Source organism: Rhodococcus sp. NPDC003382 (assembly GCF_053589135.1).
The window spans coordinates 75,398-89,616 of record NZ_JBSFRH010000012.1; the positions used below are offsets into that span (position 1 = coordinate 75,398).

The 14,219-nt window shown below is 69.1% G+C and carries 12 protein-coding genes; 8 read left to right on the forward strand and 4 right to left on the reverse strand.

What is annotated here, in order from left to right:
* Nucleotides 1-60 precede the first annotated feature (60 nt).
* Nucleotides 61-1,677, forward strand: a complete 1,617-nt coding sequence (groL, locus tag ACWDUD_RS11010) for a chaperonin GroEL (RefSeq protein WP_450109326.1) — start codon at nt 61-63, stop codon at nt 1,675-1,677.
* 83 nt (nt 1,678-1,760) lie between these two features.
* On the opposite strand, the gene ACWDUD_RS11015 is transcribed toward groL, so the two are convergent.
* On the reverse strand, nt 1,761-2,054 hold the full coding sequence (locus ACWDUD_RS11015; RefSeq protein ID WP_197250868.1) for a WhiB family transcriptional regulator: 294 nt from the start codon (nt 2,052-2,054) through the stop codon (nt 1,761-1,763).
* A gap of 585 nt (nt 2,055-2,639) precedes the next feature.
* On the opposite strand from ACWDUD_RS11015, the gene ACWDUD_RS11020 reads away from it, so the two are divergent.
* The 3 genes from ACWDUD_RS11020 (at nt 2,640) to ACWDUD_RS11030 (ending at nt 5,240) form a co-directional block, all read left to right on the forward strand.
* Entirely contained in the window at nt 2,640-3,458 is an 819-nt protein-coding gene (locus tag ACWDUD_RS11020; RefSeq protein WP_450109364.1) for a hypothetical protein, read from the forward strand.
* Between the two features lie 119 nt (nt 3,459-3,577).
* On the forward strand, nt 3,578-4,156 hold the full coding sequence (locus ACWDUD_RS11025) for a sigma-70 family RNA polymerase sigma factor (RefSeq protein WP_197250872.1): 579 nt from the start codon (nt 3,578-3,580) through the stop codon (nt 4,154-4,156).
* A complete protein-coding gene (locus ACWDUD_RS11030) occupies nt 4,149-5,240 on the forward strand; it encodes an anti-sigma-D factor RsdA (protein WP_450109327.1) in 1,092 nt (363 codons plus the stop codon). The genes ACWDUD_RS11025 and ACWDUD_RS11030 overlap by 8 nt, the downstream gene beginning before the upstream one ends.
* Nucleotides 5,241-5,321: 81 nt before the next feature.
* Here ACWDUD_RS11030 and ACWDUD_RS11035 read toward each other — a convergent pair whose 3' ends face one another.
* Nucleotides 5,322-5,732: a DUF5319 domain-containing protein gene (locus ACWDUD_RS11035; RefSeq protein WP_197250866.1), complete on the reverse strand. Its 411-nt coding sequence runs from the start codon at nt 5,730-5,732 to the stop codon at nt 5,322-5,324.
* Nucleotides 5,733-6,093: 361 nt separating this feature from the next.
* Between ACWDUD_RS11035 and guaB the strand changes: the two genes are divergently transcribed.
* From guaB to guaA, 4 genes are all read left to right on the forward strand, one after another.
* Nucleotides 6,094-7,617 carry an IMP dehydrogenase gene (guaB, locus tag ACWDUD_RS11040; RefSeq protein WP_197250865.1) on the forward strand — a complete coding sequence of 508 codons (1,524 nt, stop codon included), beginning with the start codon at nt 6,094-6,096 and terminating at the stop codon, nt 7,615-7,617.
* An 81-nt stretch (nt 7,618-7,698) separates the two neighbouring features.
* Entirely contained in the window at nt 7,699-8,841 is a 1,143-nt protein-coding gene (locus tag ACWDUD_RS11045) for a GuaB3 family IMP dehydrogenase-related protein (RefSeq protein WP_197250864.1), read from the forward strand.
* Between the two features lie 233 nt (nt 8,842-9,074).
* Complete coding sequence (locus ACWDUD_RS11050) at nt 9,075-10,808, forward strand: FAD-dependent oxidoreductase (RefSeq protein ID WP_450109328.1); 1,734 nt, start codon at nt 9,075-9,077, stop codon at nt 10,806-10,808.
* A gap of 41 nt (nt 10,809-10,849) precedes the next feature.
* The gene (gene guaA / locus ACWDUD_RS11055) at nt 10,850-12,421 is read left to right on the forward strand and encodes a glutamine-hydrolyzing GMP synthase (RefSeq protein ID WP_197250863.1); all 1,572 of its coding nucleotides are present in this window, start codon (nt 10,850-10,852) and stop codon (nt 12,419-12,421) included.
* A gap of 74 nt (nt 12,422-12,495) precedes the next feature.
* Here guaA and ACWDUD_RS11060 read toward each other — a convergent pair whose 3' ends face one another.
* Nucleotides 12,496-12,756, reverse strand: coding sequence for a hypothetical protein (locus ACWDUD_RS11060; RefSeq protein WP_197250862.1), 261 nt, complete (start codon nt 12,754-12,756; stop codon nt 12,496-12,498).
* Nucleotides 12,749-14,125 carry a PspC domain-containing protein gene (locus tag ACWDUD_RS11065; protein ID WP_450109329.1) on the reverse strand — a complete coding sequence of 459 codons (1,377 nt, stop codon included), beginning with the start codon at nt 14,123-14,125 and terminating at the stop codon, nt 12,749-12,751. Before ACWDUD_RS11065 ends, ACWDUD_RS11060 begins: the two co-directional genes overlap by 8 nt.
* Nucleotides 14,126-14,219 lie beyond the last annotated feature (94 nt).

Below are 14,219 nucleotides of genomic sequence, written 5' to 3' on the forward strand. Positions count from 1 at the left end.
CCTCAACGGACCCGGGGCGGAGTCCGTTCCGGAGAAATTCGACAGGAGTAGTCGGAGAACATGTCCAAGCAAATCGAGTTCAACGAGACCGCGCGGCGCGCGCTCGAGCGTGGCGTCGACCGCCTCGCCGACGCCGTCAAGGTCACGCTCGGCCCGCGCGGGCGGCACGTCGTGCTCGCCAAGGCGTTCGGCGGTCCGACCGTCACCAACGACGGTGTGAGCATCGCCCGCGAGATCGAGCTGGAGGATCCGTTCGAGAACCTCGGTGCCCAGCTCGTCAAGAGCGTCGCCACGAAGACCAACGACGTCGCCGGTGACGGCACCACCACCGCGACCGTCCTCGCCCAGGCCCTGGTCAAGGCCGGCCTGAGGAACGTCGCCGCGGGTGCCAACCCGATCGCGCTCGGCGCGGGTATCGCGAAGGGCGCCGACAAGGTCACGGAGGCGCTGCTCGCGCTCGCGACCCCGGTGCAGGGCAAGGAGGCCATTGCGCAGGTCGCGACGGTTTCGTCCCGCGACGAGGAGATCGGTGCGCTGGTCGGCGAGGCCCTCAGCACCGTCGGCGAGAACGGTGTCGTCACGGTCGAGGAATCCTCGACGCTGCACACCGAACTGGTCGTCACCGAGGGCGTTCAGTTCGACAAGGGCTACCTGTCGCCGTACTTCGTCACCGACGTCGACGCTCAGCAGGCCGTCCTCGAGGACGCGCTGGTGCTGCTCTACCGCGAGAAGATCAGCTCGCTGCCGGACTTCCTGCCGCTGCTCGAGAAGATCGCCGAGTCCGGCAAGCCGGTCCTGATCATCGCCGAGGACATCGAGGGCGAGGCACTGTCGACGCTGGTCGTCAACGCGATCCGCAAGACCCTCAAGGCCGTTGCCGTCAAGGCGCCGTACTTCGGCGACCGCCGCAAGGCGTTCCTGGAGGACCTCGCCGTCGTCACCGCGGGCACCGTCATCAATTCCGATCTCGGCCTGACCCTCAAGGAAGCCGGGCTCGAGCTGCTCGGTTCCGCCCGCCGTGTCGTGGTGAGCAAGGACAACACCACGATCGTCGACGGTGCCGGCACCCCCGAGGCCATCGAGGAGCGCGCCGCCCAGCTGCGCCGTGAAATCGAGGCCACGGACTCCGACTGGGATCGGGAGAAGCTCGAAGAGCGCCTGGCCAAGCTCGCCGGCGGCGTTGCCGTCATCAAGGTCGGCGCGGCCACCGAGACCGACCTCAAGGAGCGCAAGTTCCGGGTCGAGGACGCGGTGAACGCCGCCAAGGCCGCCGTCGAGGAGGGCATCGTCCCCGGTGGTGGTTCGGCACTGGTGCAGGCGTCGCTCGAGCTCGCCGAGCTCGAGGCGTCTCTGTCGGGTGACGAGGCCACCGGTGTCGCGGTTCTGCGGACGGCGCTGTCGGCTCCGCTGTTCTGGATCGCGGCCAATGCGGGGCTCGACGGCTCCGTCGTGATCTCCAAGGTCGCCGAGAGCCCGAAGGGTCACGGGTTCAACGCCGCGACGCTCACCTACGGCGACCTGCTCGCCGACGGTGTCGTCGACCCGGTCAAGGTGACGCGTTCGGCGGTTGTCAACGCCTCGTCCGTCGCCCGCATGGTGCTCACCACCGAGAGCGCGGTCGTCGACAAGCCCGAGGAAGCTGCCGACGCCGGCCACGGTCACGGTCACGCCCACTAGGGCCACCGACCGCAGGTCACGCGACAGACACGAAGCCCCGCCCGGGACTCCCGGGCGGGGCTTCGTCGTCTGGCTCGAAACAGTCAAACAGCGATCTTGCGGCGCCTGTGTCGCGCGTACATCTCGCGCTCGGTCTCGGACATTCCTCCCCAGATGCCGTATGGCTCGGCGACGTTGAGAGCATGCTCCCGGCACTGGGCGATCACCGGGCAGGCTCGGCACATCTCCTTGGCGCGGCTCTCCCGCTGGGCGCGAGCGCGTCCGCGCTCACCGTCCGGGTGGAAGAACATCGAGGAGTCCACGCCGCGACACAGGCCGTGCATCTGCCAATCCCAGATGTCCGCGTTGGGTCCGGGCAGGTGATGTGGTGCAGGCATGGTGGCACTCCTTTGCAGCATGCTCGCGTTGGTGCGAGCGGACCGTGGCCGGGAACCGCGTCCCGGCCGAGCATTCTTTCGAACACGGCCACCGTAAAAGCGCGGTGCAAATCACGTCAATACTTTCGTGACGTGGGAAATTACATATCGCTCATAGCGAGAATTAACCTGCGAAATGTTTACTTCGGGGTCGATTCATGATTGGCTGTCGTTCGGCTCTGGCCTGCTGCGATGTCCTGGATGACCCCGGCAATTCCTCCGATGCGCCGTTCACCTGCGGTTTTTTAGGGCGTCCCGTTCTTCCGGCCGCCGCTTCGGCCGCATCTTCCATGAAATCCCGAGTCCCGCAGCGTACATGCACCCTGTTTGAAATTAACGGACTGTAAACGGCCCGCGAATGGCGCACGAAGACCGGAATTCGCAGTCGATATATTTGCGCTCCCGGTGCTTGTTTCTCGCCGGTAGGGGACCGGGGATGTCCGGTCGCGACGATGATGCAATGATTTCGGCGTGTCCGCGACCGTTGCATCTGCGCGCCCGTCCGCTGTCCCTGCCGAGGACGCACTCTCCGCCGAGGATGCGGTCCTGACGGCTGCGGCGTTCGGGGACAGGCCGGGCACGAGTCCGCTGCCTGCCGCGACCGATCCTTACCGGCGATGGCTCCGCGCGGTCGCTCTGGGCGGCCAGGGCTTCTACAGCGGTGCCCGGGCGGAACTGGCGCGACTGCAGCGCGAGGTCACGGAAGGCCCCCTGGCGTCCCTCGCGGCGAGCACCGAGGCCTCGCTGTTACGTCAGCTCGGATGGCACCGGCAGGCCGCGACGCACGACGGTCGCGCGTTCGCGCTGGCCCGCGCGGCCGTTCCGCGGCTTCCGGAGGACACGACCCGCATCGTCGAAGCGCAGTGCGATGCCCTGACCGGCCTGGCCGCCGACGCGCTCGGGTGCGGCCGCCTCGACCTGTCGCGGCGGCTGCTCGCACAGTGCGCGGACCTGCTGGGGGCCGCCGGGGACGACGCCGCTGCCGGGACCTTCTGGAGGCAGCGGATCAGGCTGCACTGGGTGACGGCGGAAACCGCGCTGGCCTCCGGCGATTTCGCGACCGCGAAGCAGCACGCCGCGCAGGCCTCCGCCCTGGCCGACCGGAGCCCGTCCGTGCGGCACCGGGTGAAATCCGATCTGCTGCGCGCGGCGTCGGCGACCGGCGACCCCGACCTCGGGCCGGCGCGTGTGCTCGCCGCCGACGTGTCCGAGCGTTGCGCGGAACACGGCCTGGTGCCGCTGCGCTGGGCGGCGGCGATGCTGGCACACGGAATCGGTGCCGTGCCCGGCGCAGATCACGTGCGGGACGAATGTGCCCAGGTCGTGACCTGTCGCGGCGGGCGGTTCGCAACGATCCGAAACTAGTTCTGCCAGGGCGAATCGGAGTTGTCCGGGCATGTCGTTAGGCTGGTGGCGTTCCACCGTCAGTGGAAGCACTCCCGGGCGGGGACGTGCCACTTGTAACACCAGGACATACGCAATCGATGACTGTTATGGGTGAGGAGTTGGACTCGGCAGTCGCTGCGGCTTCGCAAGGCGATCGGGCTGCCCTCGCCCAGGTTCTCGCAAGCATCCGACCCCTGGTCGTGCGGTACTGCCGGGCAAGGGTCGGGTCTGCGGAGCGCGGCCAGCACTCCGCGGACGACGTGGCGCAGGAGGTATGCCTGGCTGTGATGACGGCGCTGCCGCGATACCAGGACCAAGGACGGCCCTTCATGGCGTTCGTCTACGGGATCGCAGCGCACAAGGTCGCCGACGCGCATCGGAGTACCGCCCGTAATCGGTCGGACCCGGTCGCTGACGTTCCCGAAGTGATGTCGCTGGAAGACAGCCCGGAAGAACATGCGCTCAACGCGGAGATGAGCCGGCAGATGAAAGACCTGCTCGGAACGCTCCCGGAGAAGCAACGCGAGATCCTGATCATGCGGTTGGTGGTGGGGTTGTCGGCGGAGGAGACGGCAGCCGCAGTTGGAAGTACGGCGGGGGCCGTTCGAGTGGCTCAACACCGAGCCATCGCCCGACTCAAGAAGGAAGTGACGAGAGCAGGTGAGAGGAATGGGTAGGAAGCGCGGTGACGACGACTTCCACGCTGATCTCGCCGACGACGGCACCCCGGTGGACATCGCGGCAGTGCGTCGTGATGATGCCCTCATCGACGCGATCTCCGGTGACGGTCCGGTAACGACGGAATCGGCCGAAGAGTACGAACTTGCCACGCTGCTGGCGGGATGGCGCGCGGAGATCCTCTCCGAGCCGTTACCGGCCGGCCCCGATCTCGACGAGATCGTCGCCGCGGTCCATCGTGAAATCGATGCCCGCGATGCCGAGACGGCCGGTCGAGCGCGCTCCCGCACCCAGCTTCGCCTGCTGCGTCCCATCGCCGGAGCCGCTGCCCTCGTCGCGATAGCTGTCGGCGGTGCGGCGGCCGTGTCCTACGGCGCCGAACCGGGTGACCCGCTCTGGGGCGTCAAGGAAGTCGTTTTCAGCGAGCAGGCGCAGAGCACCGTCGCGCGGATCGATACGACGTCGAGTCTCGAGCAGGCCGAGCGTGCGCTCGCCGCCGGCGACACCGAGGTCGCCAAGCAACTGCTCGAATCGGCGCAGGTCCGATCCAGCGATGTCGTCGACGCCGGTCAACGGGACGAACTGGGCGACTGGCTGCAGCGACTGTCGGACGAACTGAGCAAGCTCGTGCCGGTCCCGCTGCCGGGTCTGCCGGCACCGGCCCCGGCCCCGGTCCCCGCGCCGGTGCCACCGGCGACGGTCCCGCAGTCCGACGCCGCGGTGCCTCCGCAGACACCCGGCACGACAGGGGAGGGAACCCCGTCGGGCACCCCCTCGGACGCCGCGACGCAACCGTCCCCATCCCCGTCCTCGTCGCCCGATCCGACGATCCTGAACCAGCCGACGACGCAGCCGCCGGTGCCGACGGTCGAGCCGAGCACTCGCCCGACGACCACGCAGCCGCAGACGCAGCCGCCGCCGAGCACCCAGCCGAGCACGCAGCCGCAGACGCCGTCCACCACGAATCCGCCCACCACGACAGCGTCGGCCTCGGCATCGACGACGTCTCTCGAGCAGCAGTCGATCAGCGCGCCGGTGGGTACACCGGGTACGCGCTCGGAAGAGACCACGGAAGTGCCCTGACGGTCACCTCGACGTGAAACGCGGCGCCGGCACACTCTCGGGTGTGCCGGCGCCGCGTTTCGTCGTGTTCGGGTGACGTGCTCAGGAATCGAAGCCGTACGGGTCCGCGGGAAGCGCCTCGTTCATCGACGCATCCGCATACCCGCGGCAGTAGTCCCACGTCACGTACGCCTCGGGCGAGGGATCGTATGCGGGCTCGTGCGGCCGGACCGTCCCGTCCACGAGGAGCTGCAGCAGGTTCGCGCGCAGCATGTCCCAGTCGTGGTAGTGGTCCTGGTGGCAGTCCTCACAGCAGACGACGAGACCGCGGACCCCACGCGGGGCCAGCAGTGCCTCGTAGACGGCGAGGTCCGCAAGGTCCTCTTCGACCGCCAACCGCTCCGAGGGGTCCAGCGGCTGACCCGGCTCGATCGCGTCCAACGCGGCCGACGGGTCGTCGGGATCTCCGGCGAAGGGGTCCGGTGGAAGACCCGGAGGTAACTGATCACGCACGACACCCACGGTACGCAGTGCGGTGGGGTCTGCGCCAGCCGTAGCGGTGGACACGCCGACGAACAGGGCCCTGTGGTCCTCGTGGACCGGGGCCACCGGCCCCGGGCAAGGGTGCGGGCTGCGGCAGTGCGGATTGCGGCAAACGATACGATGGGGAGGTGAGCGTACCGGCTGCCTCGGACCGCCCGGGGAATATTCGTACCGCTCACGACATTGTTGGTCACGGCATTGCTGCTCACGACGCCGGCGCCTCGTCGCCGCTCCGTCGTCCGCGACAGCGTCGTTTCACGCTCAGAAACCTGTCGGGCCGGAAATCGTCCGGACCCGCACCGTATCGACTGGCATGGAGGGTCCGAACCGCATGAGTAGTACCGGAGGGCACGTGCACACCGGCGGCGACGACCCGAACAAGGTCGCGATGCTGGGCCTGACCTTCGACGACGTGCTGCTGCTCCCCGCGGCGTCCGATGTCGTCCCGAGCCAGGTGGACACGTCGAGCCAGTTGACGCGCGAGATCCGCCTGCGCATCCCGCTGGTCAGTTCCGCGATGGACACCGTCACAGAGTCGCGCATGGCGATCGCCATGGCCCGTGCCGGCGGGATGGGTGTGCTGCACCGCAACATGTCCGCAGAGGTCCAGGCCGCGCAGGTCGAGACCGTCAAGCGTTCCGAGGCCGGCATGGTCACCGATCCGGTCACCTGCAAGCCGACCGACACCCTCGCCGAGGTGGACGCCATGTGCGCCCGCTTCCGGATCTCGGGTCTGCCGGTCACCGACGACGACGGCCTGCTCGTCGGCATCATCACCAACCGCGACATGCGGTTCGAGGTCGACCAGAACCGGCCGGTCGCCGAGGTCATGACCAAGGCACCGCTCGTCACCGCACGCGAAGGTGTCAGTGCCGAGGCCGCGCTGGGGCTGCTGCGCCGTCACAAGATCGAGAAGCTCCCGATCGTCGACGGACAGGGCAAGCTCACCGGTCTCATCACCGTCAAGGACTTCGTCAAGACCGAGCAGCACCCGAACGCCACCAAGGACCGCGACGGCCGCCTGCTGGTCGGCGCGGCCGTCGGTGTCGGCGACGACTCGTGGACCCGCGCGATGCTGCTGACGGACGCCGGCGTCGACGTTCTCGTCGTCGACAGTGCCCACGGTCACTCGGCCGGCGTGCTGTCGATGATCTCCAAGCTCAAGGCGGAGGTCGGCGACCGCGTCCAGATCATCGGCGGCAACGTCGCGACCCGCGCCGGTGCGGCTGCCCTCATCGAGGCGGGCGTCGACGCGGTCAAGGTCGGTGTCGGACCCGGCTCGATCTGCACCACCCGTGTCATCGCCGGTGTCGGCGCACCCCAGATCACCGCGATCCTCGAGGCCACCGCCGCGGCAGCACCGCACGGCATCCCCGTGATTGCCGACGGTGGCCTGCAGTTCTCCGGCGACGTCGCGAAGGCCCTCGCGGCCGGTGCGTCGACGGCGATGCTCGGTTCGCTGCTCGCCGGCACGGCCGAGTCCCCCGGTGAGCTGATCCTCGTCAACGGCAAGCAGTTCAAGAGCTACCGCGGAATGGGTTCGCTGGGCGCGATGCAGTCGCGTGGCGAGGCCAAGTCGTATTCGAAGGACCGGTACTTCCAGGACGACGTCCTCTCCGAGGACAAGCTGGTCCCCGAGGGTATCGAGGGCCGGGTCCCGTTCCGTGGCCCGCTGCAGCAGGTCACCCACCAGCTCATCGGCGGCTTGCGGGCGGCGATGGGATACACCGGGGCGGCCACGATCGAGCAGCTGCAGTCGGCGCAGTTCGTGCAGATCACCGCTGCAGGGCTCAAGGAGAGCCACCCGCACGACATCACGATCACCGCGGAGGCACCGAACTACGCGGCCCGGTAGCCGCACGTTCGAATCACGCCGGTCGGTTCTCCCGTCTCGTCCGCGAGGGGAGAACCGGCCTCACACGAGAAAGGGGCGCGCGTGCGCGACCTCGTTGAAATCGGCATGGGCCGCACCGCCCGGCGCACCTACGAGCTGGACGACATCGACATCGTGCCGTCCCGCCGGACGCGGTCTTCCAAGGAGGTGTCGACGGCCTGGCAGATCGATGCCTACCGATTCGACATCCCGGTGCTCGCGCATCCCACCGACGCGCTGGTCTCGCCGAAGTTCGCCGTCGAGCTCGGCAAGGCCGGCGGTCTGGGCGTCATCAACGGTGAAGGTCTGTGGGGCCGGCACGAGGACGTCGAGTCGGAGATCACCAAGCTCGTCGAGCTCGCCGAGACGAACCCGGATCCCAGCGCCGCTGTGGCCTACCTGCAGAAGCTCCACGCGGCTCCGCTGCGCCCCGAGCTGCTCGCCGCGGCGGTCGGCGAGGTGCGGGACGCGGGCGTGACGACGGCGGTGCGGGTCAGCCCCCAGAATGCGCGTGCGCTGACCCCCGACCTGATCAAGGCGGGCATCGACCTGTTGGTCATCCAGGGCACGATCATCTCCGCCGAGCACGTCGCGCACGGCGAGGACGAGCCGCTCAACCTCAAGACGTTCATCTCCGAGCTGGACGTGCCGGTCGTGGCCGGCGGTGTGAGCGATCACCGCACGGCTCTGCACCTGATGCGTACCGGCGCGGCCGGTGTCATCGTCGGCTACGGCTCGACGGCCGGTGCCACGACGACCAGCAGCGCTCTCGGCATCGGGATCCCGATGGCCACCGCGATCGCGGACGCCGCCGCGGCCCGTCGCGACTACCTGGACGAAACCGGTGGCCGCTACGTGCACGTCATCGCGGACGGTGACATCGAGACCGCTGGTGACCTGGCGAAGGCCATCGCGTGCGGTGCCGACGCGGCCGTGCTCGGGGCGCCGCTGGCGGTGTCCGCAGAGGCGCCCGGTCGCGGCTGGTACTGGCCGTCCGTCGCGGCGCACCCGTCCATGCCGCGTGGGTCCGTGTTGCAGGTCGAGGTCGACGACGAGCGTCCCGGCCTGGACCGGGTGCTGGGCGGGCCGTCGGACGATCCGTACGGTTCGCTGAACCTCGTCGGCGGGCTGCGCCGGGCGATGGCGAAGTCCGGTTACTCGGACCTCAAGGAATTCCAGAAGGTGGGTCTGTCGGTTCGCGCCTGACAAGTTTCTCCGCTTCCGGTGGCCGGATGTCGGATCGGTTCGTGTGTCACGGGCCGACTCGACGTCCGGCCGTCGTCGTTCACGGGAACTGCTGTGGTCCACCGGGCAGCGCGGCCGCCGACCTGCGGTTTCCGCTACGCGCGGTAACAGTTAGGTAATCCTTGTGGCAGCTGTCACAGACCCGGGGTGCATACTGGCGAGTAACAACCAGTTTCTCGGGTGGAGGTACTCCGATGGGTAGGCAGCGCGCGACGGACTACGACGTCCTCATCGTCGGCTCGGGCTTCGGTGGCAGCGTCACGGCGCTGCGGCTCGTGGAGAAGGGCTACCGGGTCGGTGTTCTCGAAGCGGGCCGGCGGTACGCGGACGCGGACTTCGCCGAGACCAGCTGGGACCTCAAGCGTTTCCTGTGGGCCCCGAAGTTCGGGTGTTTCGGCATCCAGCGCGTGCACCTGCTGCGCGACTGCCTCATCCTCGCCGGCGCCGGCGTGGGCGGCGGATCCCTCAACTACGCGAACACCCTCTACAAGCCACCCGCCTCGTTCTTCGAGGACAGGCAGTGGGCGCACATCACCGACTGGCACGACGAACTCTCGCCCTACTACGACCAGGCCCGCCGGATCCTCGGCGTCGTCACGAACCCGCACATGACACCCGCCGACGAGGTGATCAAGTCCGTCGCCGAGGACATGGGCGTCGGCGACACGTTCATCCAGACGCCGGTCGGCGTCTACTTCGGCGACCCCGGCCGCACCGTCGCCGACCCCTACTTCGGTGGCGTCGGACCCGACCGCACCGGCTGCATCGAATGCGGCGAGTGCATGACCGGCTGCCGGCACGGCGCGAAGAACACCCTCGTGAAGAACTACCTGGGCCTCGCCGAGAAGGCCGGCGCCGAGATCGTCCCGATGACCACGGTCACCGACCTGCGGGAAACCCCGGACGGCAGCTGGGAGGTCGTCACCGAACGCACGGGAGCGTGGCGACGCAAGAACCGGCGCACCTACACCGCCGGGCACGTCGTGCTCGCCGCCGGCACCTGGGGCACCCAACACCTGCTGCACCATCTCAAGGACACCGGCGCGCTGCCGAAACTGTCGGACCGGCTCGGCGAACTGACCCGCACCAATTCCGAGTCGATCGTCGGCGCCGGGAAGTTGAAGGTCGACCCGAACATGGACTTGACCCGCGGTGTCGCGATCACCTCGTCCTTCCACCCGACCGCCGACACCCACATCGAACCGGTCCGCTACGGCAAGGGCTCGAACGCGATGGGTCTGCTGCAGACCCTCATGACCGACGGTGGCGGCCGCACCCCGCGGTGGGTGAAGTTCCTCCTCCAGGTCGCGAAGAACCCGGTGCAGATGGCGCGGATGCTGTCGGTCAAGGACTGGAGCGAGCGGACCATCATCGCGCTGGTCATGCAGAACCTCGACAACTCCATCACGACCTACACCAAGAAGGGCCTCTTCGGCCGCCGCAAGGTCACCAGCAAGCAGGGCCACGGCGAGCCGAATCCCACCTGGATTCCCGCGGGCAACGAGGCCACCCGACGCATCGCCGAGAAGATCGACGGCATCGCCGGCGGCACCTGGGGTGAGATCTTCAACATCCCGCTCACCGCGCACTTCCTGGGCGGCGCGGTCATCGGCAGCGACCGCGACCACGGCGTCATCGACCCCTACCACCGCGTCTACGGCTACCCGACGCTCAGCGTCGTCGACGGGGCGGCCGTCTCCGCGAACCTCGGCGTGAACCCGTCGCTGACGATCGCGGCGCAGGCCGAGCGGTCCGCGGCGCTGTGGCCGAACAAGGGCGAGGACGACGTGCGTCCCGCGCAGGGCGAGCCCTACCGTCGGCTGAACCCGATCGCCCCGAAGAACCCGGTGGTGCCGGCGGGTGCTCCCGGCGCGCTGTCGCTGCCGATCGTCGAGATCCGCAGCGGTTCGGATGCCGGCGTGGCCTGACCGGCGTTCGTGTGACGTGGACCGCCGCTTAGACTGTTCGGGTGTCGCAAACCCAGCAGTCCAAGCCGGTCCTCGTCATCGACTTCGGAGCCCAGTACGCGCAGCTGATCGCTCGCCGCGTCCGGGAAGCGAAGGTGTACTCGGAGGTCGTGCCGCACACGGCGACCGTCGAGGAGATCGCGGCCAAGGAGCCGCTCGCGGTCGTGCTGTCCGGCGGCCCGTCCAGCGTGTACGAGGAGGGCGCTCCCCAGCTCGACCCGAAGCTGTTCGACCTGGGCGTGCCGGTCTTCGGTATCTGCTACGGCTTCCAGGCGATGGCCCAGGCCCTCGGCGGCACGGTCGCACACACCGGCAGCCGTGAGTACGGCCGCACCGAGATGTCGGTGAGCGGCGGCGTCCTGCACGAAGGTCTGCCCGCGACGCAGCCCGTGTGGATGAGCCACGGCGACGGCGTGACCGCCGCACCCGAGGGCTTCGAGGTCACCGCGTCCAGCGCGGGCGCACCGGTCGCGGCCTTCGAGGACCGGGCCCGCCGGCTCGCCGGCGTCCAGTACCACCCGGAGGTTCTGCACTCGCCGCACGGCCAGCAGGTGCTCAGCCGCTTCCTGCACGAGATCGCCGGCATCCCCGGCGCGTGGACGGCCGCGAACATCGCCGAGTCGCTCATCGCGCAGGTCCGCGAGCAGGTCGGCGACGGCAAGGCCATCTGCGGTCTGTCCGGCGGTGTCGATTCCGCTGTCGCCGCCGCGCTCGTGCAGCGCGCGATCGGTGACCGCCTCACCTGCGTGTTCGTCGATCACGGCCTGATGCGCGCCGGTGAGCGCGAGCAGGTCGAGAAGGACTTCGTCGCGGCGACCGGCGCCCGGCTGGTGACGGTCGACGCCTCCGAGACGTTCCTGCGCGAACTGGCCGGAGTGTCCGACCCGGAAACCAAGCGTAAGATCATCGGCCGCGAGTTCATCCGCAGCTTCGAGGGTGCGGTCTCCGAGGTGCTCGGTGAGAGCGCCGCCCACGGCGAGACCATCGACTTCCTCGTGCAGGGCACGTTGTACCCGGACGTCGTCGAATCCGGTGGCGGCGCCGGCACCGCGAACATCAAGAGCCACCACAACGTCGGCGGTCTGCCGGAGGACCTGCAGTTCGAGCTCGTCGAGCCGCTGCGCCTGCTGTTCAAGGACGAGGTCCGCGCGGTCGGCCGCGAACTGGGTCTGCCCGAGGAGATCGTCGGACGCCAGCCGTTCCCCGGCCCGGGCCTGGGCATCCGCATCATCGGTGAGGTCACCCAGGAACGCCTCGAAATCCTGCGTCACGCGGATTCCATTGCGCGCGAAGAGCTCACGGCCGCGGGTCTCGACGGTCAGATCTGGCAGTGCCCGGTCGTGCTCCTCGCCGACGTGCGCAGCGTCGGTGTGCAGGGCGACGGACGCACCTACGGTCATCCGATCGTGTTGCGTCCGGTCTCGAGCGAGGACGCGATGACCGCGGACTGGACCCGCCTGCCGTACGAGACGCTCGAGCGCATCTCCACCCGCATCACCAACGAGGTCGCCGAGGTCAACCGCGTCGTCCTCGACGTGACCAGCAAGCCGCCGGGAACGATCGAGTGGGAGTGATCCTCCCGTAGCAGCGACTGTGCCCCTCGGGTCTAAACCCGAGGGGCACAGTGCTTTTCGTCGGCGCGGTGTGTTCAGTTCTTCCGGCGGGACCGTTTGCCGGGGGCGAACAGGAGGGCCGCGCCCACCGCCACGGCGACGGCCACGAACACCCAGCGGAACTCGACGTTCGCGATCGGGTCCAGGGAGAACGGGCCGATCAGTGCCCACCCGCTGACCGCCAGAGCGGCGATCGCGGCCAGGAGCAGCAGGATCGACGGGCCCCGCCGACGCGAGCAGGTCGCCTCGGTGTCGTCGGAGCCGGATCCGGTGTAGTCGGTGTCGAAGTCAGCCACGGTGCACCTCCGAGTTTCCGAAAGCGGTATCGATGTCGAGGGTCAGGACAGGTCCCTTGCGGCCGTCGGCGCCGGCGTCGAAGCCCTGCGTGGGGCACGGCGAGGACGCGCGTTCGGTGCACGTGATGTCGACGTCCAGGTTCGGCGGCAGGAGGATCCGGGAGTTGCCGAACCGGGTCTCCACCGCGACGGTGCGGTCCTCGGTGAGCGTGAGATTGCGCAGATCGAGCTCGAGCTCGCCCATCTGGACCGCGTACTCCGGCTGCAGCTCGGCGGCCGTGCGGGGGGCGTACTGTTGCGGACCCCACCGCGAGGTGTCGATCGGGCCGACCAGCGACGCGAGCACCACGAATCCGATGAGCGGACCGGTCACCACCAGCAGGCCGTGGCCGCGGTGCAGGAACGCGCCGAGCAGCAGTCCCAGCCCGATGACGGCGAGAGCGATCGCCCCGATCCGGGCCGGCGTCAACCATTCCATGCCGGTAGCGGCGGCGACCGCTGCGGCCGCGGCGGCGGCCAGCACCGCCAGACCCAGGATCGTCGTCGTCAACCGCGACCGCGGCTGCTTCCGATCCGGCACGGGTGTCCGGATCGGTGCCGGTTCGGGAAGATCCCACGCGAACGGGGCGACGCCGAGCGGATCCCAGGACGGAGGCGTTGCCGTCGCGCCGAACGGATCCGGGGCGGGCTGTGCGGGATCGGCGGGCGGTGCCGACTCGTTCGCGCTGCCGGTCGTCTCGGACGTCGAGGCGTCCTTCTTGATCCAGAAGTTCGGGTCCGCCGGTGCCGGTCCGGGAGTGGGAGCCGCCTCTGCGGCGAACGGTTGCTGCGCGAACGGGGCCTGTGTGAACTGGGACGGGGCATACGGCGCCTGCGGGACCGAGAAGTCCGGGAACGGATTCTGCTGGAAGGCCACCGATCCCGGCGGGGGCGGCAGGACCGGAGGTTCCGGCTTGCGCAGGTAGAGCAACCACAGACCCCCGAGCATCAGCATCAAGCTGAGGAATCCGGAACCGCCCAGGCCGGCGCCCACCGGGCCGAGCGCACTCGCGGCCACCGCAAGTGCCACCAGCAGGACGATCACCTTGGTGTTCGAGTCGGCGCTGTGGCCCCGCCCGACGAGAGACTCGACGGGGGAGACGGGATCGCCGTAGCGATTGAGCAGGACCCAGCACGCCAGGTACAGGACGATGCCCGCGCCACCGAAGATGGTGGAGACCACGAACGCGACCCGGATCAGTACCGGATCGACGCCGTACCGAACTCCGATGCCGGCGCACACGCCGGCGACGTGGCCCTGATCGGGCAGACGCACCGGACGGGTGCGCCACATGTCCGAAAGCTGCTCGGGGAAGCTGCGCGAGTTCATGGACTCATCCTGTCGCTCGCGCGGCGCCCGCACATCAGGGGCGAACCCTGATCTTCGAGCCCCGCAGCAGCCTCCGGGATCAGGGTCGGTCCCC